This is a genomic window from Urinicoccus timonensis (assembly GCF_900232945.1).
GTDB lineage: Bacteria > Bacillota > Clostridia > Tissierellales > Peptoniphilaceae > Urinicoccus > Urinicoccus timonensis.
The window spans coordinates 101,069-126,315 of record NZ_OCTU01000001.1 but is presented as its reverse complement, the minus strand read 5'-3'; the positions used below and the strand labels follow the sequence as shown (position 1 = coordinate 126,315).

At 35.3% G+C, this 25,247-nt stretch carries 20 protein-coding genes, 1 tRNA gene and 3 pseudogenes; 6 read left to right on the top strand and 18 right to left on the bottom strand.

The window, feature by feature from the left end:
- Nucleotides 1-141 precede the first annotated feature (141 nt).
- Entirely contained in the window at nucleotides 142-1,476 is a 1,335-nt protein-coding gene (rpoN, locus tag CS898_RS00515) for an RNA polymerase factor sigma-54 (RefSeq protein WP_099207731.1), read from the top strand.
- 38 nt (nucleotides 1,477-1,514) lie between these two features.
- Here the strand turns inward: rpoN and CS898_RS00510 are convergent, their stop codons facing one another.
- Nucleotides 1,515-3,281, bottom strand: a complete 1,767-nt coding sequence (locus CS898_RS00510) for an ABC transporter ATP-binding protein (RefSeq protein WP_099207730.1) — start codon at nucleotides 3,279-3,281, stop codon at nucleotides 1,515-1,517.
- Entirely contained in the window at nucleotides 3,268-4,986 is a 1,719-nt protein-coding gene (locus CS898_RS00505; protein WP_099207729.1) for an ABC transporter ATP-binding protein, read from the bottom strand. Before CS898_RS00505 ends, CS898_RS00510 begins: the two co-directional genes overlap by 14 nt.
- A 120-nt stretch (nucleotides 4,987-5,106) precedes the next feature.
- On the opposite strand from CS898_RS00505, the gene CS898_RS00500 reads away from it, so the two are divergent.
- A tRNA-Arg gene (locus CS898_RS00500) sits at nucleotides 5,107-5,181 on the top strand.
- A gap of 157 nt (nucleotides 5,182-5,338) precedes the next feature.
- On the opposite strand, the gene CS898_RS00495 is transcribed toward CS898_RS00500, so the two are convergent.
- The 6 genes from CS898_RS00495 to CS898_RS00470 all read right to left on the bottom strand — a co-directional run bounded on the left by CS898_RS00495 (nucleotide 5,339) and on the right by CS898_RS00470 (nucleotide 10,477).
- Nucleotides 5,339-6,415 (bottom strand): M23 family metallopeptidase, encoded by a 1,077-nt coding sequence (locus CS898_RS00495; RefSeq protein WP_099207728.1) that lies wholly within the window; start codon nucleotides 6,413-6,415, stop codon nucleotides 5,339-5,341.
- Between the two features lie 124 nt (nucleotides 6,416-6,539).
- Nucleotides 6,540-7,427: a diacylglycerol/lipid kinase family protein gene (locus CS898_RS00490; protein ID WP_099207727.1), complete on the bottom strand. Its 888-nt coding sequence runs from the start codon at nucleotides 7,425-7,427 to the stop codon at nucleotides 6,540-6,542.
- Complete coding sequence (locus CS898_RS00485; protein WP_099207726.1) at nucleotides 7,417-8,004, bottom strand: cyclodeaminase/cyclohydrolase family protein; 588 nt, start codon at nucleotides 8,002-8,004, stop codon at nucleotides 7,417-7,419. The genes CS898_RS00490 and CS898_RS00485 overlap by 11 nt, the downstream gene beginning before the upstream one ends.
- Nucleotides 7,997-8,878, bottom strand: a complete 882-nt coding sequence (locus CS898_RS00480; protein WP_099207725.1) for a PhzF family phenazine biosynthesis protein — start codon at nucleotides 8,876-8,878, stop codon at nucleotides 7,997-7,999. The genes CS898_RS00485 and CS898_RS00480 overlap by 8 nt, the downstream gene beginning before the upstream one ends.
- The gene (locus CS898_RS00475) at nucleotides 8,865-9,716 is read right to left on the bottom strand and encodes a ParB/RepB/Spo0J family partition protein (protein WP_099207724.1); all 852 of its coding nucleotides are present in this window, start codon (nucleotides 9,714-9,716) and stop codon (nucleotides 8,865-8,867) included. Before CS898_RS00475 ends, CS898_RS00480 begins: the two co-directional genes overlap by 14 nt.
- Nucleotides 9,713-10,477, bottom strand: coding sequence for a ParA family protein (locus CS898_RS00470; protein WP_099207723.1), 765 nt, complete (start codon nucleotides 10,475-10,477; stop codon nucleotides 9,713-9,715). Before CS898_RS00470 ends, CS898_RS00475 begins: the two co-directional genes overlap by 4 nt.
- A gap of 189 nt (nucleotides 10,478-10,666) precedes the next feature.
- Here CS898_RS00470 and CS898_RS00465 point away from each other — a divergent pair, with 189 nt between their 5' ends.
- The 4 genes from CS898_RS00465 to CS898_RS00450 all read left to right on the top strand — a co-directional run bounded on the left by CS898_RS00465 (nucleotide 10,667) and on the right by CS898_RS00450 (nucleotide 14,033).
- Nucleotides 10,667-11,233 carry a helix-turn-helix domain-containing protein gene (locus CS898_RS00465; RefSeq protein WP_009430694.1) on the top strand — a complete coding sequence of 189 codons (567 nt, stop codon included), beginning with the start codon at nucleotides 10,667-10,669 and terminating at the stop codon, nucleotides 11,231-11,233.
- Entirely contained in the window at nucleotides 11,197-12,051 is an 855-nt protein-coding gene (locus CS898_RS00460; RefSeq protein WP_141558234.1) for an IS3 family transposase, read from the top strand. The genes CS898_RS00465 and CS898_RS00460 overlap by 37 nt, the downstream gene beginning before the upstream one ends.
- Nucleotides 12,052-12,343: 292 nt before the next feature.
- The gene (locus CS898_RS00455; protein ID WP_099207721.1) at nucleotides 12,344-12,700 is read left to right on the top strand and encodes a plasmid mobilization protein; all 357 of its coding nucleotides are present in this window, start codon (nucleotides 12,344-12,346) and stop codon (nucleotides 12,698-12,700) included.
- A 1-nt stretch (nucleotide 12,701) separates the two neighbouring features.
- Entirely contained in the window at nucleotides 12,702-14,033 is a 1,332-nt protein-coding gene (locus CS898_RS00450; RefSeq protein ID WP_099207720.1) for a relaxase/mobilization nuclease domain-containing protein, read from the top strand.
- 38 nt (nucleotides 14,034-14,071) lie between these two features.
- Here CS898_RS00450 and CS898_RS00445 read toward each other — a convergent pair whose 3' ends face one another.
- From CS898_RS00445 to CS898_RS00400, 10 genes and pseudogenes are all read right to left on the bottom strand, one after another.
- Complete coding sequence (locus tag CS898_RS00445; protein ID WP_099207719.1) at nucleotides 14,072-16,588, bottom strand: Spaf_1101 family AAA-like ATPase; 2,517 nt, start codon at nucleotides 16,586-16,588, stop codon at nucleotides 14,072-14,074.
- Between the two features lie 156 nt (nucleotides 16,589-16,744).
- A complete protein-coding gene (locus CS898_RS00440) occupies nucleotides 16,745-16,945 on the bottom strand; it encodes a helix-turn-helix domain-containing protein (protein WP_035112633.1) in 201 nt (66 codons plus the stop codon).
- Nucleotides 16,946-17,094: 149 nt separating this feature from the next.
- Nucleotides 17,095-18,783 (bottom strand): annotated as a pseudogene (locus CS898_RS00435) (FtsX-like permease family protein); the annotation flags it as partial.
- Nucleotides 18,784-18,834: 51 nt separating this feature from the next.
- A pseudogene (locus tag CS898_RS10210) lies at nucleotides 18,835-19,185 on the bottom strand (response regulator transcription factor); the annotation flags it as partial.
- A gap of 459 nt (nucleotides 19,186-19,644) precedes the next feature.
- The gene (locus tag CS898_RS00425) at nucleotides 19,645-19,902 is read right to left on the bottom strand and encodes a hypothetical protein (protein ID WP_099207718.1); all 258 of its coding nucleotides are present in this window, start codon (nucleotides 19,900-19,902) and stop codon (nucleotides 19,645-19,647) included.
- Nucleotides 19,903-19,922: 20 nt separating this feature from the next.
- Nucleotides 19,923-22,358: an ABC transporter permease gene (locus CS898_RS00420; RefSeq protein ID WP_099207717.1), complete on the bottom strand. Its 2,436-nt coding sequence runs from the start codon at nucleotides 22,356-22,358 to the stop codon at nucleotides 19,923-19,925.
- A complete protein-coding gene (locus CS898_RS00415) occupies nucleotides 22,351-23,031 on the bottom strand; it encodes an ABC transporter ATP-binding protein (RefSeq protein WP_099207716.1) in 681 nt (226 codons plus the stop codon). Before CS898_RS00415 ends, CS898_RS00420 begins: the two co-directional genes overlap by 8 nt.
- Before the next feature lie 46 nt (nucleotides 23,032-23,077).
- Entirely contained in the window at nucleotides 23,078-23,938 is an 861-nt protein-coding gene (locus tag CS898_RS00410) for a sensor histidine kinase (RefSeq protein ID WP_099207715.1), read from the bottom strand.
- Between the two features lies 1 nt (nucleotide 23,939).
- Nucleotides 23,940-24,590, bottom strand: coding sequence for a response regulator transcription factor (locus CS898_RS00405; protein ID WP_099207714.1), 651 nt, complete (start codon nucleotides 24,588-24,590; stop codon nucleotides 23,940-23,942).
- 326 nt (nucleotides 24,591-24,916) lie between these two features.
- Nucleotides 24,917-25,234: pseudogene (locus tag CS898_RS00400) on the bottom strand (class I SAM-dependent methyltransferase); the annotation flags it as partial.
- Nucleotides 25,235-25,247 lie beyond the last annotated feature (13 nt).

The window sequence follows — 25,247 nt, the reverse complement described above, 5'->3', positions numbered from 1 at the left end:
TTTTATCCTGTCGAATTCTTTAAAAGTCTATCTCTTAAAATTTATTTAAGACACATCAGCTAATCAGCTGTATAAAATCTACTTTTTAGATTATGATATAATTATATAAATCTATTTCTATCGCAAAAAGGAGGTGATTTCATGTCTTTAGAGCTAAATGTTAATCTTAAACAAGTTCAGCAATTACAAATAACCCAAGAAATGCGTTTAGCTATTGAACTCTTATCTTATAATGAGGTAGATTTACTTGAAGCGATTAATCAGGAGGCTTTAGAAAACGTTTTGGTTGAATTTTCCCAACCTAGTGAAATTCCCTTAGAAAAAATCGCCCGAGACCTGGCTTCCTCTAGACCCCTATATTCAAATTTTAAAGAAGAATCGGATCAAAATTTTAGTTTTGAAGATTTCTATCAAGAAAATCCTGGCATTGAAAGAGATTTAAAAGACCAGCTCAGTGGCTTGTCCCTATCCCGTGAAGACTACCTTATTGGACTTTTAATCCTTGATTCTTTAGATGATCGAGGGTATTTTAGAGAATCTATAGCGGATTTAGCCCAAGACTATGGAATTCCTGAATCGTCCTTAGAAAAAATGCTTAAAATTATTCAAACTTTTGATCCTTTGGGTCTTGCAGCTACAAGTCTTGAAGAATGTCTTTGTCAACAAACAAAAAATAGCCAATCCCAATATATAATCCAAAATCATTTAAAAAATTTAGCAGAAAACAAATTAGAATTGATTAAAAAAGATCTAGACATTTCTTACGAAGAGCTCTATCAAATTATTAATGAAATTAAATCCTTAAATCCATCTCCTTTGTATGGTTATGAAAGTCAAAAATCTCAAGCTACTTCTTACATCCATCCAGAATTTTTTTTAAGCGTTGACCAAGCTGGCCTACAATTGACATTTTCTAACTTAGCTGAGAAATCTTTTCATTTTAGTGATAGCTATCTTTCTCTTTTAAGAACCGCCCAGGGTGAAACAGCAGATTACTTAAGAAAAAAATATCAACGGGCTCTATTTTTTCAACAAGCCATTGCTGAAAGGCAAAAAAATATTCGTTTAGTTGTTGAATCTATTGTCTTTTTCCAAAAAAAATTTTTTTCTGGTCAAGGTCCATTAATTCCTCTAACAATGCAAGAAGTTGCTGACCATTGTTCCTTGTCTGAATCAACAGTTTCTAGAGTTACAGACCATAAATATCTTCAATGTCCCCAGGGTATTTTTTCACTAAAGTATTTTTTCCCCTCAGGATTGGACTCTAATAAAGGATCTAGGTCAAAGATAGAAGTTTTGGATTTATTAAAAAAATTTATCTCACAAGAAGATAAGACAAAACCTCTATCTGATGAAAAAATTTCTAAACTTTTTCATGAAGAAGGCATTGAAATCAAGCGAAGAACCATTGCTAAATATAGGGAAGAAATAGGTATTCCTCCATCGAGTCAAAGAAAAAATTTTTTAAGTTCTTAGAGAATAAAAAATCCTAGAGAAAAATCTCTAGGATCTTTTTATTCTTGGGCAAATTGTGAAGTGTAGAGGTCCTTGTAGATCCCATTTTGGGCCAGGAGGTTTTGGTGGTCTCCCTTTTCTACAATATCTCCATCCTGTAAGACTAGGATGGTATCGGCTCCCACAATGGTGGACAGCCGGTGGGCAATGACAAAGTTGGTTCGCCCCTCCAAAAGCCGGTTCATGGCTTTTTGAATCAAACGCTCTGTCCGGGTATCTACCGAGGAGGTGGCCTCGTCTAAAATTAGGATTTCCGGATCGCTTAAAAGGGCCCGGGCTATGGTGAGAAGCTGTTGTTGGCCTTGGGAAATATTGGATGCCTCTTCGTTGAGCTCTGTATCATAGCCCTGGGGCAGGGTTTGGATGAAATTATGGCAATAGGCCTGTTTGGCTGCCTGGATAATTTCTTCTTCTGTAGCTTGGGGTTTACCGTAGGCTATATTTTCCCGGATGGTCCCCTTAAATAGCCAGGTATCCTGGAGGACCATGCCAAAAAAGTCTCGGAGTTGGTCCCGGTGGACCCGGTGGATATCCACCCCATTTAGGGAGATGGACCCTTGGTCCACATCATAAAAGCGCATAAGGAGGTTGACCAGGGTGGTCTTCCCAGCTCCTGTAGGACCGACAATAGCAATGGATTGGCCTCTTTCAACATTTAAGGAGAAGTTCTGAATAACTGGGGCCTTCTTGTCATAGGAAAAGAAGACATCCTTAAAGTCTACCCTTTCAATGGGTCGTTCCAGACTTTCTTCTTGGCATTCAACTTCTTCTTCTACATCTAAAAAGTCAAAAATTCGCTCTCCAGCTGCAATGGAGGCCTGGAAGATATTGGCCATTTCTGCAATTTCTTCAATAGGCCGACCAATTTTCCTTACATATTGGATAACGGCTTGGATGTCTCCAATAAAGAGTCTGGCTTTTAGAACTTCCAGTCCCCCCACAATACAAATAGCCACATAGCCCAGGTTACTGATAAAGGTCATCACCGGCAGCATAATTCCTGTCATAAAGCTGGCCTTGTAGGAAACTTTATAGAGTTGGTCATTGTGGGCAATAAATTCTTTTTCCGATTCTTCTTCATAACCATAGGCCTTGATAAGGTCTGTTGCCGAAAAGCTTTCTTCAATAAAGCCCACCATGGTTCCTAGGCCTTGGGATTTTTGCCGGAAGAATTCTTGAGACCTTTTGGCGATAAACTTGGTGGACACATAGCTCAGTGGCAGGGTCACAATAAAGACCACAGTTAGGGTGGGGCTGGTCTTTACCATCATATAGAGGATACCAATAATCAAAAGTCCCCCAGATAGGGCCCGGTTAATGGATTGTTGGAGGTTTTTCCCTAGAGTTTCCACATCATTGGTCATCCGGGATAGGAGGTCTCCTGTGGAATGGCTGTCGTAAAAGGAAATGGGCAGGTGACGGACTTTTTCTGAAATTTCCTTCCTTAGCTTAAAGATCAAGTCTTGGCTGACATCTACCAGGATCCGGCCACAAATAAAGTCAAAGAGGCCTTGGAGGCAGTAGAGGACTACCAAGAAAAGACAGGTTTTCAGGATAAAGTCAAAATCAACAGCCAGACCTTCTTTCACATCTTGAAAGAGTCTGGTGGTGATTTTCCCCATGTACTTGGGGCTTTGGACCTGGGCATAGACACTAAGCAGGGTGAAGAAAATAGCCAGGGCCAGCTTGGCCTTGTAGACTCCCAGGTAGGCCAGGAGGCGTTTTACGGTTTGAGGGTTCTTTTTCTTCTTTTTATTTTCCTTCATCCTCTGCCTCCTCTCCTTGACTTAGGGCAATTTCCCTATAGACGGGGTTGTCTCTTAAAAGGTCCTGGTGGCTTCCATAGCCCACCATTTCACCATCTTCTAGAACCAAAATCTTATCTGCCGACCGGATGGTAGCCACTCTTTGGGCCACAATAATCACCATGGCATCCTTGGTTTTTTCCAAGAGCCCTTGGCGGACCTTACGGTCTGTTAGGTAGTCCAGGGCTGAAAAGGAATCATCAAAAAGATAGAGCTGGGCCTTGCGGTTCAGGGCCCGGGCAATGGACAGCCGTTGCCTTTGCCCTCCAGAAAAGTTGGTCCCTCCCCGGCTCATTTCTTGGTCCAGGGGGTCTTGGCCTAAAAATTCCAGGGCTTGGGCCTGGCCCAGGGCCTCTCTTAGGTCTTCCTCCAGGGCATTTTGGTTGCTATAGAGGAGGTTTTCTCCCACTGTCTTAGAAAAGAAAAAGTTCTTTTGGGGGACATAGGACATCTGACTTCGGACGTCTTGACTGTTCAGGTCTTGAATATCCTTGCCATTTAAAAGCAATTGGCCCCCTGTGGGATTATAAAATTGCAAAAAGAGCCGCAAGAGGGTGGACTTACCGGACCCTGTCCCGCCAATAACCCCCAAAGTTTCTCCCTGGTCCAGGGAAAAGGACAGGTTTTGGAGGACGGGTCGTTTGGCCTGGGGATAGGCAAAGGTCAGGTTTTTTGCCTCGATATGGACCAGGTCTTCTTTTAGGTCCTGGCTCCCTCCCGTTTCATGGGTGGGGTAGTCCAAAACTTCATTAATCCTTACAATGGATGCCCAGGTTCTGGGAATCATGGTAATTAAAAAACTCAGCATAATCAGGGCCATTAAAACCTGGGTAATGTATTGGATAAAGGCCATGAGTTCCCCTACAGCCAGTTGGTTCAGGCTAATGAGCTGGGCTCCAAAATACATAACCAGGACCAGGGCCACATTGAGGAAGATCCCCAAGACTGGGATGACATTGATGATGATTTTATTGACTTTTACGGCCATTTCATAATAGTCCTGGTTGGCCTCTCTAAAGATTTCTTCCTCCAGGTCGTCTCTGGAAAAGGCTCGGGTTACCCGGATTCCCGTCAGTCTCCGGCGGAAAAGTTGGTTGAGCCGGTCCAGTCTCTTTTGTAGGATGGGAAAATAGGGTACTGCTGACCGGATGACCAGGTAAATTCCCACAGAAATAAAGGGAATTGAGATGGGAAAAACCAAGGAGAGTTTGAGGTTGGTTGTCAGGGCCATAATCAGGCCCCCCACAAACATCAAGGGCCCCCGAACCAGAGGCCTTAGGCCCATAAGGACCATTTGTTCTACTTGGTTTACATCATCTGTAGACCGGGTGATTAGGGAAGAAATTCCAAAATATTCTGTTTCATTGACTGTCAGTCGGTTGATTTTTGAAAACAAATCATAACGAACATCGGCTGAATAGGCCATGGCCACCTTAGATGAATGGTAGGCTGCAGCCCCCCGACAGAGGACTGTGGCCAAAACCACCAAGAGCATAACCAGCCCCATCCTCAAGATATAGTCCGTTTCTCCCTGGGCTACACCAAAATCCACCACCAGGCTCATGAGTCTGGGTAGAAAAAGTTCCCCCAAGGCATTGCCAAAAGTCAGTAAAATGACCAAGGCAATTCGATATTTAAACTTGCCTAAACGGCGAAAGATTTCCATATATTCCTCCTTAGCTAATAGGACTATTTTACACTATTTAGGCCATCAATTCAAAAAAATCAAATTTCAAGGAATTTTATTTTTTAATTTGGTCATCTTGTGCTATAATATATGTATTATGGACCTGTAGCTCAGCGGATAGAGCGCAGCCCTCCGGAGGCTGAAGCGGGAGTTCGATTCTTCTCAGGTCCACCAAAATAAATCGTGCCTGGCATTAGACCAATGTCAGGCACGATTTTTTTATTTTAAGCTTGGCTTTGGGCCCTAAAGGCCTTGTCCAAGCAACCTTCAAGTATTTATTCAATCTCTTCCTATTAAAAAACCTACAGGGAGTCCCTGTAGGTTTTCTCTATTATTGAATATGTTTTAAGGGATCTTCTAAATTCCCTTGATTGCAAACTTCAAAATGTAGGTGGGGTCCTGTACTTCGCCCTGTATTTCCACTTTTGGCTATGGGGTCTCCCTGGCTGACTTTTTGTCCTACTTGAACCTCTAATTGGCTTAGGTGGGCATAGCGGGTAGTGTAGCCGTTGCCATGGTCAATGTCAATGTAGTTGCCATAGCTTCCCGCATTGGTCCTGGCCCGGGTCACAACTCCGCCGTCTGCTGCCACAACCTGGGTCCCTATAGGACAGGCCAGGTCAATTCCCCGGTGAAAACTGCCCCAACGGGGGCCAAAGGGAGAACTTAAGCGACCATTGGTGGGTTTGATAAAGGATCCTGTAGCCCCTTCCTTGGTCCCAATCCGGATGATTTCATCTACAGGTGCTTGGACCAATTCTACTTTTTGGACCAGGTGGTCAATCTTTTCTCCATTGACCCGGACAACCTTGGCATCAACCCGTTCCAGGCCTTTCTTCCCAGCTTGGACCAAGACCTCTTTTCCCTTGGCCAGGGTGTGGTCTTCAATCTTCTGGGTCTTGTAGGAAACGTCCAGGTCATATTGGACCTCTTCTTTGGCCTCAATAGATAGGTTTAACTGGGAGGCTGGTAAGTAAATTTTTCCCGGCACAGGATCTGTAAGTTTCTTTTTATTGGCAGTTAAAAGGTCTTGAAGGTCTAGACCATACTTTTCTGCTTCTTCCTGCCAAGTCCCTTGGCTCTTTACAAGGTAATCTTTCGACAGGTTCCTCAAACGAAGGACCAGGTCTTCCTGGCTCATAACGGCTGGAGCTTTTTCTTCCAGGTCCTTGACCTCAATTTTATTGTTAAAGCGAATAATTTCTTTTTGAACTTTTGCATCTAATTTTGGAAAAACAGCCAGCTCCTTTAAGGCTCGGTGGGCTGCTTCTTTTGATTCCACAAGTCCAAGACTTTCTTGGTCAATAAAAAGCTCTACGGCTTTTGGACTTGTTGCGTGAATGGTTTGACTTCCTAGACTGATGAGACATGTAAGAGCTAGGGCTCCTAGGATAAATTGCTTTTTCAAATAACTTCCTCTTTCTAAATGTTACAAGTTTGTTTTATTTGTTACTTTTTTGTAACTTTTTAACAACGCATACTATTGTAACATATTTTCAGAGGATTACTATTACAAAATCATTACAATCTCTTTACATACTATAAGCCCCATACAGCTGGATCTTTTCTTGGGGTTTTTCCACAATAATCTTCCCCTTTAGAGGCAAAAGCTCTCCATCGATGTTGAAGATTTTTTCTGTTTCTGTTGTAATTTCTTGCCGGTTTTTTTCTTCCAGCTGGACAGCAGGGTCTGTCAGGTGGTTTTTTAAAAAGACCTTGACCAGGAGTCGAAGAATATCCTTGGTCTTATAAACATGGCCTTGAATGTAGTCTAGGTCTGGCTTAAAGGGGCTAGCTTGGTAGGCTACGGGCAATCCTCCACCAAAGTAGGATCCATTGGCCAAAACACTAATAAAAGGCCAGTCCCTATTGTCTTTGGAAAATTTGGAAAAATCTTGCCGGATGGTCTTGAAGATGGCCCTAATATAGGCCAATTTTTTATGGGCTCCTTTTGCCATTTGGTTATAATTTTCAATAACACAGACATCAAAGCCGTAAGAAACGATATTTAAAAAATAATAGTCTTGGATTTTTCCTATATAGATGCCCTTTTTTTCTGCCTTCTTGTAACTTTCCAGCTGGCTAGAAATGGATTTTTTCAAACCCAGAGCATGGGCAAAGTCATTTCCCGTCCCTAGAGGAATAAGGCCAAGATTTCTTTGCCGGGTCTTCATAAGGGCATTGAGGGTCCAAAAATTACTGCCATCTCCCCCTACGGACACCACCAAGTCCACCTGGTCTGCTTGAGCCTGGATGGCCTCCATAGCTTGAGCAGGATCTTCCTTCTCTATATAAAAATCATGTAGGTTATAGAACTTACATGATTCTTGAATTTCTTTTTTTATTTTTTCAGTCCTACCAGTCCCAGCTTGGGCATTGAGGACAAATAGAATCTTTTCGATTTTATTTTTATTCGTCATTGTTTACTTCTTTTTTTAATTCATATCCTTCCTTTAAGATGGCCTCCAGACTTTTTTTATAGGTCTTTTGGGATTCTTGCCCCAAGCCTGGCAGGTTGGTTTCCACCATAAAGCCTGCTCCTTCCATGGCCCCATAGGCCAGACTGGCTGCCACCTTAAGATCAGAAAGGGCATACTTGTGGGCCTTGTCCTTCATGGTTTTTCCTATCCTTAATAGGTCCAAGAGGGTCCGGCAGATGTCTAGGGGAACCTCAATGGCTTCCTGGTAGCCTTTTTCCAATTCTTCTTGGTAGTGGGCTTCTTCCTCCTGGCTTTCTCGGGGAAGCTTATAGGCCCTAAGAACCCGTCCAAAGGCCTGGGCGTCTTTTTGCATCAGGACTTGGAGTCTTTGACAAAGGTCTTGGACCTGGCTGGGGTCTTCCAGGGCCTCTTGCTTGGACAGGTTGTCTACCATCAGGGTCAGGGAGGCAGCCAAGGCTCCTACCAGACCGCAAATGGCTCCTCCTCCAGGATTGGATGTCTTATCCTGGGTCTTGATAATAAAGTCATCTAGTTTGTACTTACTTAATTCAGACATGTAAAACTCCTTCAACCACTAGGCAGGCCCTGCCTCCCACGGTGATTTTTTCTTTTCCTGGCTCTCCTTGGTAGCTGGCGACAAGTTCAGAGGGCCGGTTCATTTCCAGGCCCTGGATGGCCCGAAAGCTCTTTTGGCCTTGGTGCTTGTTGAGATAGTGTAAAAGGGCCCCTGTAGAGGTCCCTGTTGCAGCTTCTTCTGGAATCCCCAAAATAGGGCAGAAGTTTCTTTGGTAGATTTTGCCCCCTTCTTGGCAAAAGGCATGGACAGAATAGTAGTCATATTTTTTGGACAGGTCCACCAGGGCGTCCATATCTGCCTGGATGTCTGCCAGGGCTTGCCGGCTCTTTAGAGGTACCATGAGGTCCCGGATGCCGGTAGATATTTTTTCCATGGGCAGGTCTTCCGGGGCATAAAAATCTTCTTGCCTTAAGCCCAGGGCCCTGGCCATGGCCCCTATATCTTTGACTTGACCAAAGTCTTGGGGGTCTGACTGGGTCATGGTGACTTCTTCCAGGGCTCCATTTTTATAAGTTAAATAAATGGGCAGGTTCCCGGCCTTAGACCGCAAAAGAACCTCCTTGACGCCATTTTCCAGGCCTTCAATATAGTCGTATTGGGCCAGCATATAGAAAGAGGCAATACTTGCATGTCCACAGAGATCTACTTCCTCCACCGGCGTAAAATAGCGGATCCGATAGTCGTTGATATCCAGCCGTTCAATAAAGGCAGTCTCGGACATTTTTAATTCCTCTGCCAGGGCAAGTCTTTCTTGGTCACTGAGACGACCCTGGTCTATCACCACACCGGCGGGGTTTCCTTGAAAAGCCTTGCGGGCAAAGGCATCAAGAATAAAAAACTTATAGTCCCTCATGACCCTCTCCCATCATTTGCTCCATAATTCTTTCCAGGTCATCATTGTTGTAGTAGTCAATTTGGATCTTTTTAACCCGGCCCTGGGTCTTTAAGCGAACCTTGGTACCTAGACATCGGGTCAATTGTTCTTCCACGTCCCGGATGAAAATATCTTTTTTCTCCTGGCTCTTGGGCTTTTTCCCTTCCAGATTTTCCTCTGTTTCCAGGATGGTTTGGCCCTTTTTGATGATGTCTCGAGCCTTGGCCACTTGTTTTTTAGGGTCCTTGATCTTTAAAAGAAGCTTGCCATGGCTAAAGGTCAGGTCTCCCTGGGCCAGGTAGTCCTGAACTTCTTCTTCTAAGTTTAAAAGTCGCAAGAGGTTGGCTATGGAGGACCGGCTCTTTCCAATGAGGTCAGCCAGGTCTTGCTGGGTCAACTTGTGGGTTCCCATCATGGCCTTTAGGGCTTGGGCTTCTTCTATGGGGTTTAAGTCCTCTCTTTGAAGGTTTTCAATTAAGCTGATGGCATCTGCCTGTTGGTCGCTGATGTCCTTAATTAGGACCGGGACCTTGTCCAAGCCTGCCAATTTAGCCGCCCGGTAGCGTCTTTCCCCGGCGATGATTTGGTAGCCATCCTGGGTCTTTCTCAAAATCAGAGGCTGGAGGACTCCATGCTCCTTAATGGATGCTGCCAGTCCCTCTAGCTCTTCCTGGTCAAAGACCTTTCTGGGTTGGTTTTTATTGGGAAAGATTTCTTTGAGGCTAACTAGGTTTGTTTCTTGATCCTTGGTCTCTAGGATGGTTTTTACTTCTTTTGCATCTTTGAAAAAACTATCCAGACCCCGTCCCATACTCATTTCTTAGCTTCTCCTTTCACCATTTCTCGAGCTAGACTTTCATAGGCCTTGGCCCCTGCACTCTTGGGAGCATAGGTAAAGATATCTTGCCCATAAGAGGGGGCTTCAGCCAATTTAATATTCCTGGGAATGGTGGTTTGGTAGACCATGGTGGAAAAATAATCCTTTACATTCTCTACCACCTGGGTGGAAAGATTGGTCCTTCCATCATACATGGTCATGACAACCCCATTTAGGTCTAGGTCCTTGTTGTAGTTCTCCTTAACCAACTGGATGGTGTTAAAGAGTTGCCCAACCCCTTCCAGGGCATAGTATTCGCATTGGATTGGAAGTAGAATTTCCTTGGAGGCAATCAGGCCCATTAGGGAAAGAATCCCCAGAGAAGGGGGAGAATCTATTAAGATATAGTCGTAGCCCGGACATTGTTCTAGGGCATCTTTCAAACGGTACTGCCAGTTTCCCTCAATAGCCAGGTCCATTTCCAGGCCTGCCACATCCCCATGAGAACTTACAATATCCAGGTTTTCTATTTTTGTATGTTGGATCACCTCTTGAGGCTTTTTGCTTCCCTTGATGACTCCGTAGATAGACTTTTCCGGTATCTTATCCAAACCTAAACCACTTGTGGTATTGGCTTGTGGGTCGATGTCTATCACAAGAACCTTCTTCCCCAGTAAGGCTAAAGCCGCACTTAAATTTACAACCGTAGTTGTCTTGCCAACGCCGCCTTTCTGATTAAAAACAGTCATTATGTGGTTCATATTCTACCTCACTTCCTATATTCTAATGATAACAGATTTTGGCCATTTTTTGTAGCTTGAGTCTGGACTTTACCCCTGGATTTTCCCAAAATATTCCCCTATCTTTCCAGATTATTTTCATAAAAAAACCTGCCGGTCTTTTTGATATGTACCCTCTTTACTGGACAAACCAGTAAGGAGGGTATTTTTGTGAAATATAGCTATGAATTCAAAAAAGAGTGCATACAGTTGTATAGGCAAGGGAAATGGCCTGATACACCTGATGGGACCAAAGAAGAAAACCTTCATGCTTCCATTAGAAAATGGTTTAGATTAGAAGAACTTCATGGCCCAGAAATTTTAAACCATGGAAATAATATCCACTGGACACCAGATGAAAAATTAGAAATGGTGTCGAAAGTGCTGGCTGGAAATTCAATAAAGGCAACTGCAATCGAAAATGGAATAAATGAAGGACAACTTTATTCATGGCTTAACAAGTATAAAAAGGATGGATATAATGGTCTTGTGAATAAAAAGAAAGGCCGTAAATCTAAAAATACAACCATGAAAAAGAAAAATATCCATAAACCAAAAGAACTGAATGAATCCGAAAGAGAAGAACTCATAAGACTTAGAGCAGAAAATGAATATATGAAGGCTGAGAATGAAATAATAAAAAAAGAGATCGCCTTGAGAGAAGAACGTTACGCTGCGCAACTCAAGGCGAAAAAGCAGCGATTGTCAAAGAACTCAAAGAAAAAGGATACAGACTAAAGGATCTTTTAAGAGCCATTGATTTGCCGAGGTCAACATACTACTTTGAACTAAATAAAGTGGATAAAATAAAAGTTAAGAATCGTCCGATTGCAGATAAAATAGCCCAAATCTTTCACCTACACAAAGGAAGATATGGAGTGCGAAGAGTCTATATGGAGTTAATAAATCAAGGCTATGTCATAAACCATAAAAAAGTACAAAGGATTATGCACGAACGAAAACTTTTTGGAAAGGGCTCTAAAGAAAAATACCACTCCTATCAGGGGAAAATAGGTAAAGTAGCAGATAATCTAATCAATAGAGACTTCAAAGCAGATAGACCTTTACAAAAATGGACCACGGATGTCTCTGAATTTAAATTTTCTTGGGGTAAATGCTACATCTCTCCAATACTTGATATGTATACCAATGAGATTATCTCCTACGACTTATCCTTAAGTCCTAATTTAAAACAAATATCTACTATGTTAAGAAGAGCATTTAGAAAATTTCCAAAACTAAAGAACTTAATACTACATTCAGATCAAGGTTGGCAATACCAACATAAATATTATGTCAATGAGCTTAAAAAACATGGGATAAAGCAATCCATGTCAAGAAAAGGGAATTGCTATGATAACTCCATTATGGAGACATTCTTTGGAAGGCTAAAAAATGAAATGTATTATGGTTATGAAAAGAGCTATCGCTCTTTTGACGAATTTTCGAGAGCAATAGAGGAGTATATAGATTATTACAATAACGAAAGAATTCAATCAAAAACAAAATGGATGCCACCTACAAAGTATAGGTTAGCATCCACTACAACGAATTAATTAAATATTGTGTCCAGTTTTATGGGTACACATCANAAACCCAGCAAGCACATAAAACAATCCCATTTCATCCCTAATATCTATAATTTTATCATAGATGATTAGGTTCATTTTTAAGAACTATGCTTAAAGCTGTTCTTATACTATTAGTATATGAGCAAGCACAGTAAGTGAGTACCCACTTACGAAAATTGATGAAGCAGAACCTTTATGGACTGCTTCTTTTTTTATCAATTTTACCTTGTTAGGGAGAACCCTAAGACCCCAATGTTTTATGATAAGGAGATATACTATGGATAATAGAAAAAGAAATAATCAACTAAAAATATATTTAACAGATGAAGAAAAAGAAGTTTTTGAAAAGAAAATGAAACTTGCTAATTGCAAAACAATGTCCCATTTTCTTAGGAAATGCGTATTAGAAAAAGAAATTTATATTGTAGACCTAGAACCATTTAGAGATCTCCAATGGTTACTTTCAAATGCAACAAATAATATAAACCAGATTGCAAAAGCTACTAATACAACTGGTGTTATTTACAAAAAAGAAATTGAATCTATGAATAAGCAGATAGAAAAATTATCAAAAGAAATATGGCAGATCCATTCCCTACTTCTTAATAAATCAAAAGAAAGTTCTGGTGACTAGTATGGCAATTACAAAAATACATCCTATAAAATCAACTCTAAATTTGGCAATAGATTATATAACCAAGAGTGAAAAAACTGATGAAAAAGTCTTGGTATCTTCATTTAAATGTCATCCATCTACTGCCCATATTCAGTTTATGAAAACACGAGAAGACAATGATACTAAAGGTACAGTTTTGGCGAGACATTTAATCCAATCTTTTCTACCAGGAGAGGTTGATCCTATAAAAGCTCACGAAATTGGAATGAAATTATGTAAGAAAATTTTAAAAGAAGATTATGAATTTGTGCTTGCAACTCATATAGATAGAGGGCATATCCATAACCATATTATTTTTAATAATGTTAATTACAAGACTGGTAAATGCTACCAGTCTAACAAAAAAACTTACCATAAAATCAGGTATCAAAGTGACGAATTATGTAAAGAAAATAAGCTTTCAGTTATTGATGAATATTATGAAGCTTACAAAAGAAAATATAAAACTGCTGGTAAATCTTGGTACGAATATGATCAAAACAAGAAAGGAAATTCTTGGAAGTCTAAACTACAATTTGATATAGATAGAATGATTAATAAATCTAAATCTTGGGAAGAATTTTTAGAAAATATGAAATCTCTTGATTATGAAATTAAGTTTGGTAAACACATTGCTTTTCGTCATAAAGATAAGCAAAGATTCACAAGGGCAAAGACTATCGGAGAAGATTATGCCGAAGAAAAAATCAAAGAAAGAATAGATTTAGCAACTAAAAATAAAGCTAATCCTATTAAAAAGCGAGTAGGAAATGTTATTGATATATCTACTAATAAAAAAGCTTTATCCTCTAAAGGTTATGAAGTTTGGGCAAGAAAACATAATATCAAAACAATGGCTGATTCAATAATTAAATTAAGAGAACAAGGAATAAATTCAATTACTCAACTCGATGACCTGATCAAGAAATCTGCTGATGATAGACAAGACTTGTTAGATAAAATAAAGAAAATTGAAACTGAAATGAAGAGTTTATCACAAGATATGGAAAATATAAATACTATAAATAAGTATCGTGAAATCTATAAATACCATAAGAAAAATCCTGATGATAAACAATTCGCTGAAGAATATTATAGCGAACTTTCAGTCTACAAAATAGCTGCTAAAGAAATCTTGGAAAGCTATAATAAACTCCCTAATACAAAAGAAATATTAACCAAACTCGATAAATTGCAAGAAAAAAAGAACACCCTTATGCAAGAGTATTCTTTGAATAAAGAACAATTTTCTGACCTTGTTCAGTATAGGAAAAACTATGAAAATTATTATGGAAAGGAGGTAGAGAGGTAGGGATATTTAGCTTCCTTTTCAAGTAAATATCAAAATAATTAATTTATCAAGGCTTCTCTATAAATTAAAATTTTATGTCTAAAAGAATCCATTCCTCCTTCCATGTGATTTATTATTTCTTTTTTTATAGCTACTTCACCAGGATAACCTTGATTTTTCACCCATCCATGTACTCCATCAGAATCCATTACTAACACACAGTCTGACATTGCATTAGTTACAATTGTTGCACTATGAGTTGCAATTATAACTTGTCTATCATTTTTAGTTTTCCTTAGCTGCTGAACAAGATTTTTATAAATATATCTACTATCCAAATTATCCTCTGGTTGGTCAATAACAATCGGTCTGAAATCATTGTTATATTTCCCGTATCCTAATATAAAGTCTAACATTGCTACGACTTTTTGACCTAATGATAAGTTTTTTATATCTTTATAAATCTCTTGAAGATTTTTATTGTCTTCTCTACTATTAATATTAAATAGGATAGTGTATTCTTCAAGTTTTCTAAAGTAGTTTTTAAAATATCCAATCCATGTATCTATATTTTTATCGTCAGTTGCATATATTAATAAATCCGATATTAACGCCTTAGCAATATCAGCATTAATAATGGTTTTATTAGAATCTATTACTTTAAAACTACTTTCTTCTGTAAATTCTAAAAACTCTTTGGGATTTATCCAAGAAGAATCTTTATTTATTGATGATTTCAAAAAATTAATCAATCCTTTTTTATCTATTATATAAAATATAAATCCCTCTAAATTTTCTCTCTTAATATTATATCTATTAATAATACTTAAAAATTTGCTTTTATAAATTTCTTCTATGGGGTACTCAAGCACTAAATCATTTTGAATATAATCGATTTTTAATGTTCCTTTTTGAGTTTCATTAAAAGGATCTAGTACCTTTTTTACATCTTCTCTTCTATTTTTTAAAATACTTTCTATATCTTTTAGAAATTTAGATAAACCTGATTTAGCTTTAATTTTTATTTTATTTTCAAATGGTTCTAACTCTTTATTTTTAAACATCAAATCATAAATAAACCTGTTAATTTCATCTCCGCTTGCATATCTAACAAGATCATTAACAGAATACCTATTATCATAAAGTTCAGATAGGACTTTTGTTTTATTACGTACTTTTTCGATATTGCTAATATCCATCTCTTCAACATTACTACAAGTTATCTTATATACGTTCAAATACTTTTTAAGCATATATTTTTTAATTCTGTCTCTATTAAAATAATATCTTCTTCCATATTGATAAGGTCGTTCCTCTTCAAATCGACTTAAAATATTATCATCATCTTCTTTATAAGGACTTATAAACTCAACAATATACTCATCTCTATCACATTGAAATAATAAATATACGTTCCCATGCTTACAAATAAAATCTAAAAGATTCTCATCATGAACACTTTGTGTCATTACAAAATCAATTGTTTCAAGAACAGTACTCTTGCCAGTTCCTCTTCCCCCTATCAAGCAATTTAAAGAATCTGAAAATTTTACAGTAAAATCTCCATCTTTCTTTTTATTAGATAGAAAACCAGATTCTTCAAACATTACATATAAGCCTTCTATATAAACTTTATTTTTATTCATGTTCTCATAACTTACAGAAATATCAAAATCAATTAAAGCTTCTTTTAACATTTGAAAGTTAATATCACTTCCCTTAATCCAAAAAAAATTATTGTCTAATGTATCAATTGAATGTGAGTCATTGTCAATTAAAAAATTTACATCCTCTCTATAATTTTTCATGAAGTTTTTTGCACCTTTGATTTGATTCTTGTTTTTTAAACCAACAATTCTAGTGTTTTCACTGGAAAATAATTTCTTTTTATACGCCCCACTTAAAAACTTATCTTTATTTATATTAGATGAGTATATATGAGCTATATAAGTTATCGCTCCTAAACTCGAAAAAAAATCCATAACTTCTAAACTAGTAACATATACACCGTCTTTTTCAGAAATCAATTTTTCATCTAACCACTTAATTACTTCCTCTTCATTATTCTTATTGTCATCTAATATTGCTACTACATGAAGCTTGTCAGCACATGATATTTCTATTCCTCGAAATAATATTGTTTCAACATTATATTTAGCTTTTAACTTTTTTAGATGATGTATACATAATTTTAATTTGTCTATCCCCTCAAATGTATTATGATCTGTGACAACAGCTATCTCATATTGATTTATTAATAATTCATGAGCCAGCAATAAAAAAGCATATATTTCTTTTTTGTTTTCAAAAATATTAAAATCTCTACCGAACTTTACATCTCTTTTTCCATTTATGAGAGGTATAATACTTCTTTCATAAATTATATCTTCTAATTTCTTTTCACTTATTTTTTTATATCCATCCGTGCCTAAATTCTCCATTAATTTATAATCATGAGAAGCTGGAGTATGAATATGAAAAATTGACTTTCTAGGAAATCCAAAATTATCCCTAGTACTCTTAATGTGTTTATATGCTTCTATTACTTCACCATAAGTTCTTGTATCTTCAGCCATACTTCTCCTTAATAATCCCTAATGCTTAACAATATTTCTTATATAGAATAATCACTCTGATCTTCTGCAACCATTTTTAAATCAATTGAATTTCCAAGTACCGTTGATGAAAATAACAAATATAAGTAAGAATCTTATTTACCATTTACCTCAACTCTATTTTTTATATTCAATAATATCTCCAATATCACATTGAAAATACTCACAGATCTTTCCTAATGTTTCTAAACTTACATTTTCGTCTCTTCCCATTTTTGCTATTGTCTTGGGTGTTGTTGCTATTGCACATTGTAAGTCTGTCTTTTTCATATTTTTATCTATTAATAACTTCCATAATTTATTATATGAAAATCCCATATCATTCTCCAATTCTATATTTTACCTTTCTAAATGTATAGATTAACTACCTAATTATAGCATATAACACAGATTCCTTTCAATTATATGATTTACCGCGTTAAAATTAGCAAAAAAAGGCTGTGAGTTTAATACTCACAGCCTTTTTCTTATATACTCTTGAAAGTATTATCTGAGTTTTCATTTATTGTTTTAAGACCGCTTTTTATTGCAAGTAAGACACCTGCAATTATAAAGACAAATACTATTAATATAGGAGTATAGTTCATATTTATTAGCAGTTCTTTTATTCCAAAGCCTAATTCATAGTTACTCCTATAGGCTCTAAGTGCAATTCCAATAATAAACATAAAGATATATGCTAAGAAAATATTTTTAAACAATATTTTTACTTCAGCAAATACCATCTTTTCCACTTGTTTTTCTGTCATTCCAGTAGTTGATAGAAGTTTAAAGTCATTTGATCTCGCTCGTAGATTTCCCTTAAAGCTATTATAGGCATTGGAAAGAGCGATTGTTATTAGAATGATTTGAATAGCTAGGTTTAAAAGTCTTTCATTCCTTGTTTGCTCTTTACTTGTTGCTTCTCTTAAAATTTCTGTAGCTGTTCCATGGTCAGACTTTGGTACATAATTTGAAATTACTTTTTCGGCATCTTCAAATACTTTTTTCTTGTTTTTTTCAGCCTTTATTTTTACAAAATAATAGTAAACAGGATCTGATTTATCTATTCCATATTCATCAATAAATTTTTTCATGGTACTTTCACTTGTAAAGATAGATATTTGATTGTCATTATAAGCTTCTAAGTCATAAGGCATTTCATCAATACTTGCGTCAATTTTTATATTTATTGGTTTGCCCTGTGCATTATATTTTAAAGTTACTTTTCCTGTATCCTTATCAGAAATTTTTATATACTCACTAAAAGCATACGGAGTTTTATTATCTTTTCTTATCTTATTAAGTAATAAATAAGATGCATTAGGGATGTTATTTTCTTTTAAAATTTTTTCAAAATCTTCATCTGTTAAAGCATATAAACTTGCATATAGACTATCTTTTGCTATTTCCCCACTATCAAGAGAATTTTTTAAGTCTTTAGAAATAAAGTCTTTATTATCGTCAAGGTAAAACTTCGTGTCATTTCTTTGATATAGGTGAAGCTCTTTTATTCCGTCAACTTTTTCTAAATCAGCTAATAAGTTTTCATCTAAATTCTTATCAGTGTAAATACTTGAATTAAAATTGTAAGGACTTTTATAAGAGTTATATTTTTCGTTCAAAGTTCTATATGATTGGCTAACTAAGACTGTGGTCAGTACAAATGCAGAAAGAGCCATTGAAATTACAATAATTCGATAGGTTGAGCGATAAGACCTGTAATAATCTTTTGCCAAAGTCTTTTCTATAGGTCCATTTATTTTTGATTTTCCTAATTTTATATTTTTTTCTGTAATCCCATTTAAACCTTCTATTATCTTTAATTTTGCACTTTTCCTAGCAGGGATTGTCGCAGATAAATATACTGTCAAAAGCGATAATAAAATAATTATTAAAATAGAAGTAGGATCTAAATAAACTAGGTGAAAATCTGGTGCCTTAAAACTTTCTCCAATTATCTCAGACATATTCTTATAGGATACTGAGTTATTAAGCCACATTAAATACATTAATAAGTTTGCGAAAACCCAGGATAGAAGTGTACCTAAGGCTACTGGCAATGCAGATAGCTTAAAGGCTTTCTTTTTTATCATTTTTTTAACTTGTTTTGCAGTCATACCTGTGCTTTTTAATAGGGCAATTTCTTTTAAATCCCTATTGTTCCATACGTTAAANTTTAAATCACTAGGCACTATTTTTTCAAAAGCTCTTTTTATCTTTGCCTCTAATATTCCCAAAGAAAAAGGTTTTGTTAGATAGTCGTCTGCCCCTAAATTTATGGCTGAAATGATATATGCCTCAAGATCTATAGCAGATAAAACTATAATAGGAATTGATGAAGATTGTCTCGTATATTTTATTATTTCAAGCCCATCTCCATCTGGCAAATTCATATCGAGTAAAATCAAATCCGCATCATCAATAAAATTTTTAGCTTCACTAATTGTGCTTACAGAGAAAACCTCATAATCTTTCTTCAAAGCTATAGAAAGTCCTTTATTTAAATTTTTATCATCTTCAATTATTAATATCTTTTTCAATGAAATGCTCTCCCTTGTATAAAGCTTTGGATACATTATACCATTATCACTTATATTAAAAACAGACCCTTTACGGATCTGCTACTTGTCAATATAAGTTTCAATTCCAGACTTGAATATTACCTTTAATTTCTCCTCGTAAACAACTACTTTATCTACTAATTTTAAAACAAAAATTCAATATAACTGTTTTTTCTAATTCATGATTTACTATAAACTCTAAATTTTTTCAAACTTTTTATAAATAAGGCTTTTGAATCTAATATTAAATTCTCATAGCCTTATAATTTTCTATTTAATCTTCGTTGAAAAAACGGTTCCTGAATAGCTTAAGTGGTCAGTATGAATAAAGTTTCATATTTATAAAAATCTTGTATGTTTAAATATGTTAAATTATTATTTATAATGTAATTTATTATATTATTCTTAAGCACAGAAAAAACAGCTCATAAAAGAGCTGTTTAGATTATTATTTTCTTGTTTTAATCGCATTACTTATATTAGATGACCTACAAACATTGCTATAGGCAGTAATAAGATTAAAAGTAGATTCAATATTATAAACAACTTATCTTTGTCCTTTATCCCAAATATTAAACCTATTAGTCCAATAATTGGGCAGACAAACATTGATGTGAGTCCAGTTGGTCTTAAACTTGTATAGCTTTCAAAGATATCTATTGGCAGTAGATAGGAAATCGCAAAAATCGCGAGTCCAAGTAGAAATAATTTTTTACTGATATTTTTCTTCATATGTTTCTCCTTTTTTGAAATTATATTGTTCGAATTAAATCTATGGTCGGTCTGTCTAAAATTCTCTTTAAAGAAAAATGATAGATGATTAGGTTAATACCATAGACGACTAGCGAAAATCCTAAGAAACTTTTATAGTCATAATATTTTATTAGAGTACTCATTCTTAAATCAGGAGCGATTAATGATATTACAAACATAACTCCTAAGCTCATAATAATAGAAATTGTAAAGGACTTTATCTGTTCTCCAATAAATTCTTTTTGATAGATGTTCTTTAACTCATCTACATCCATTCCACAAGAGTAAAGACTACCGATTTCTTTTTTTCTGCTCATTAGACTTAAATTAATGGATGAGTAGCCGTTAGTGATATTTAGTACAAAGATGATTGATGCAATTCCTATTACAATTTTTATTAGACTTTTCAAATCATTATATTCATTTTTTGCGGTTTCCTCACCTGTTGTGATATTAAAGCGATCTTCAGGCGAGATTTTACTTCTAATCATAGCCTCTACATATTCTTTTACATCTTTGGTATCCGAATCGTTTACCTTCATATTTAATGTATAAGCATAGTTTGTATTTTTTTCATCTCCGGACTCTTCCATAAGTTTAAAATAAGTGTCAAAATCTGTATAAATTTTTACATCGAATGGTCTTGTTTTCGACTTATATTTTCCCAAATCTGTTATCGTCTTTGAAATTTTAATCGTCTTCTTATAATCATTTGGAAAGTTAATATCTAAAGTCTGTGGGTTTTCAAAATATGGAATTCTCTTTGCCTTAGCTATTGGAATAGAAGAATCTTCTTGAATTGTATTGTAGAGGACAAATTCACCCTTCTTTCCTCCAAGTTCTTTTAAATCTTTTTCTTCCAAGGCGATGATAAATCCATCCATACCTTTTGCCTTATATTTTTCTATATTCTTTCTAGCTTCCTCGTCTAATCCAGCTGCCTTTGCTTCCTTTGAGAATTCATTAGTATTTTCCACTTGAACATATTTATCTTTTGAAATATAAGACTTCTCGTTAGGAATTTTATCGACAATTTCTTTTAATATTTTTGGGACTTGGTTGTTTTCACTAAAATAATCAACAGAGAAATTATAGCCATCATCGTAATGAGAAAAATCTCTGTAGTATGTTGAGATTCCTATAGTGATTATAAACACTGAAATTATAATTATCCCTATTGCAGAAATATATCTCTGTGATTTTATTGAAGCTAAGTTGTTAAGTTTTAATTCCTTCCAAAAATCTTTGGATCTTTTCTTCTTTGATTTTGAAAAATCTATATTTCCTCTTATGCCGTCTATAATATTTATTTTAGAAATCTTTTTCGCAGGGGATTTAATAGCTAATGCTACAATCACAAAGGAAACGAAAAGTATTGCTAAACTTAATAATGGATTAAATTTTATAACTTCAAAGGCACTTACTCCTTCGCCTATCGTTATGTTTTTATACAAACAATATATAAAGAAAAATCCTGCAATATGTCCTAAAAGTATTGGAATTGCAGTTGTAATAAGTCCTTCCTTTAGAAGTAACAGATAAATTTGTCCATTGGTAGATCCTATAGACTTGTAAATGGAAAGCTCTCGAATCTTCTTTAGCCCCCAAACCCAAAAGATATTTTTTATAAAAAACACAAAGATTGCTATACATCCAAGAACTGATAGAACAAGAACAGCTTGGCTCATTATATTTTGTAAGGGTTCGTTTTCTACTCCGTAATAGTTTATTAGACTTTCAGAAAATTCTAAAGTAACTTTTTTGCCCAAAGTCTGATTGATTTCTGCTTGAATTTTATCTCTATCTCTATAAGCTTCTTCGAAAGAATTAAACTTTACAAAGGTTCTGAAAGTGGGCATTTTATCTTGTAGCCCTAGAGCAAAATTTAGTTTACTATACTTGTTGTAGACATCTCCGTAAACACCGACTAAAGTAAAGCTTTTGGAGCCTTGGCTCTCAAATTTTTCCCTGTCCGTATTAGCACTTGTGGGACCTATCTCTTCGCCATTTAGAAACCTTTTGCCTAAATCAAGTTCTACACGATCGCCTATTTTAAGTTTATTTTTCTTTACTAGGCTTTCAGATAGTACAATTTCGTCTTCCTTAGTTGCAAATCTGCCTTTAATAAGTCTTGAATACTCTCTCATCCGATTTACAGCTTCGTCTTGGTAATTGACAACGACTAAATCGTCAGCAAGTTTTCCATTATCAGGATTAAGAGACATTTTTCCGACCAAATCTATATCTTCAATGGACTTTAGTTTTTCAAGGTCTTCATTTGAGATCTCGTCTTTAATCTCCCCATGATAAAAGCTTGAAGCCATGTAATAACCATAGTTAGCCCTCATACCTCTATATCCGTAATAAAAAATTACAGTGAAAAACAGACTTACAATAAATAATGAGATGAAAATAGGAAAATTCTTCTTATTCATTTCTTTCATCTCCTACAATTTTTCCATCGACTATTGTAACAATACGATTTGTTTGTAAGGCTATTTCTTCATCATGGGTAATTAGGATAATTGTCTGTTTTAAGGTTCTATTGAAATATTTAAAGATTTCTATAATTTCCTTAGAATTTTTCCTGTCCAAGTTTCCAGTCGGTTCATCTGCCAATATGATAGATGGATTGTAGATAAGACTTCTGGCTATGGCAACTCTCTGCTGCTGACCTCCTGAAAGCTCACTTGGAAAAGAGTCAAGTTTACTTTCTATACCAAGTTTATTTACTATATCTGAAAATTCATCTTGATTTATTTTTCTTTTATCTAGTTTTAATGGAAGTTCTATATTATGACGAACTGTTAAATTTGGTATCAAATTATAAAACTGATAAATTAACCCAACTTTTCTTCTTCTAAAGTAGGCTAATTCTTTTGAGGAATACTTTGAGATGTCGTTACCATCTATATAAACCTTACCATCATCTGGACTATCCACTCCTCCTATGATATGTAGTAGTGTTGATTTACCAGACCCACTTGGTCCAACAATGGCGACAAATTCGCCTCTTTCAATTTCAAGGTTAACACCGTCTAAGGCTATGACCTTAGAATTACCCTCGCCGTATTCTTTTCTTAAATTTTCTACTTTTAATATTTCCATACTTTCCTCCTTAATTTAAGGTAAGTATATAAAAGCAAAGTGATTTTTAGGTGACATTGAAAAATTTTATTTCAAATCTTGCTCCAGCATCAATATTTGAAACAGAAATCTCCCCATTATTTTTTTCTACAATTGTCTTTGCCATGGCAAGACCTATTCCAAAGCCATTTGAGTCGGGCGTTTTATAAAATCGTTTAAAGATTTTTTTCATATTCTCTTTTTCTATTCCTCCGCCATTATCTTCGATTATTAAGCTTGTATAAAGGGGATTTTTATAAGATGAAATTGTGATTTTATCACAAGTCAGTCTATTGTCAGCATTTTTCATAATATTAATCAGAGCTTCTGCCAACCAATAAAAATCTCCATTGATGCTATTTTCTTTTAAATCCGTTCTCTTTTCTACCTTCATAGATTTCTTTAAATTCAAACTATCTAGAGCATAATCTATTAATTCATCTAAACGAATTTCATCTTTTTTCATTAAATCTTTGTTTGCATCTAGGCTTGATAGTTTGAGTAAAATATCTGATAAAGAGTTTAATCTGATTGTTTGTCTTTTTAAAATTCCTATATCATCATTATCTGAAAAGTCCATCTCCAAATTTTCTATGGAAAAAAGCATAGATGTGATAGGAGTTTTTATCTGATGGGCTATGTCTTCGAGGTATTCTATTTGCTTTTCGCTATTTTTGCTGGTTGTTTCCTTGGCTTCTACAATTTCTATAAAAAGTTTATAAATTTTATCTTCTAAAATCGAAAAATCATCTTGCTTCATAGGAATTTTGTAGTCCTGATTTTTCATATTTTCTATTAAATCTATAAGATCATTTATTCTATTTTTCTTTCTTTTTTCTAAAAAATAATAAAAAAGTAAAAGACTTATTATCCAAAATAAATATAGCATCTCAATCCATCCTGTAACCAATTCCTCTGACAGTAGTAATAACTTCTCTATCAATTTTTTCTCTTATTCTCTTAATAGTTGATGTGAGAGTATTGTCATTTACAAACTTATCCCTATCTTCCCAGAACATTTCCAACAGTTGACCTCTAGTATAGACTCGGTGAGGATTTTTAATAAATAAGACCAAAATTTCATATTCAAGGGGAGTTAGCTCTATTTGCTTACCTTTAAAATAAACTTTTGAATCATTTAAATCTATTTTGATATCCTTGTAAGTAATTATTTTGTCTTGACTTAGAGGTATTGTCCTTAAAACCGCATCAATTCTTGCCCTTAATATTGCAAGGGAAAATGGTTTAGTTAAATAGTCGTCTGCTCCTTGATCTAAGGCAGCAATTATAAAATCTTCATCATTTTTTACAGTTGTTACAATAACTCTTATGTCCTTATCTTTTAATCTTTCTATCAAATGTTGACCGTCTTTATCTGGTAGATTTATGTCCAATAGTGCCACATCCATGTCTACATTCATCTTATAGCTTGCTTCGTAAAAAGATGATGCAATCTCTACTTCATAACCATTATTAACTAAATACTTTTCCATTTGTGATGAAATTTCTTTATTATCCTCTATAATCAAAACACTCTTCATTCTAACCCTCTTATGTATCAACTTTGAAATCTAATAAATTAATTTGTTCTGCATCATTTGTCTATAAGCAATTTGATGCTACTAACCAATAATTACATTTATAGTATACCATTATCATTTATATTAAAAACAGACCCTTTACGGATCTGCTTGCTTTTAAATATTTATTTTATTTTCTCAAGAAGAGAAACTGATTCAACTTGTTCATCATTGCCCAAACTTATATTCAAATTATACTCCCTTTTATATTGATTTTTTCTTACGGAATAGAAGAAATTTCTAGATTGCTTATAATCTTGATAGTTTAAACGCAAAAGCAAAATCTGTTAAGATACTTTTTGAGCAATCATTACACCGATCGGTGCAAGACCTCCATATACCAATTTCATTTCAACTACTGAAAACCCATATTCCTCAATAAAATCTTCAAATTGATTTTTATTCCATTCTTGATAAATCTTAAATCCTGAAATAGACATCAAACTCTTTATAATTTTTCTTTGTTTTCCTTCTTTCCATAGAAAGGTAGGAGCAAACAAAATCCCATTAGGTTTTAAAACCCTATATATTTCTTTCATTGCCTCATCTGGCTTAGGCATAATATGAAGTGCATTTGCGATTAGCACACAATCAAATTTTTCATGATATCTGCTCTCC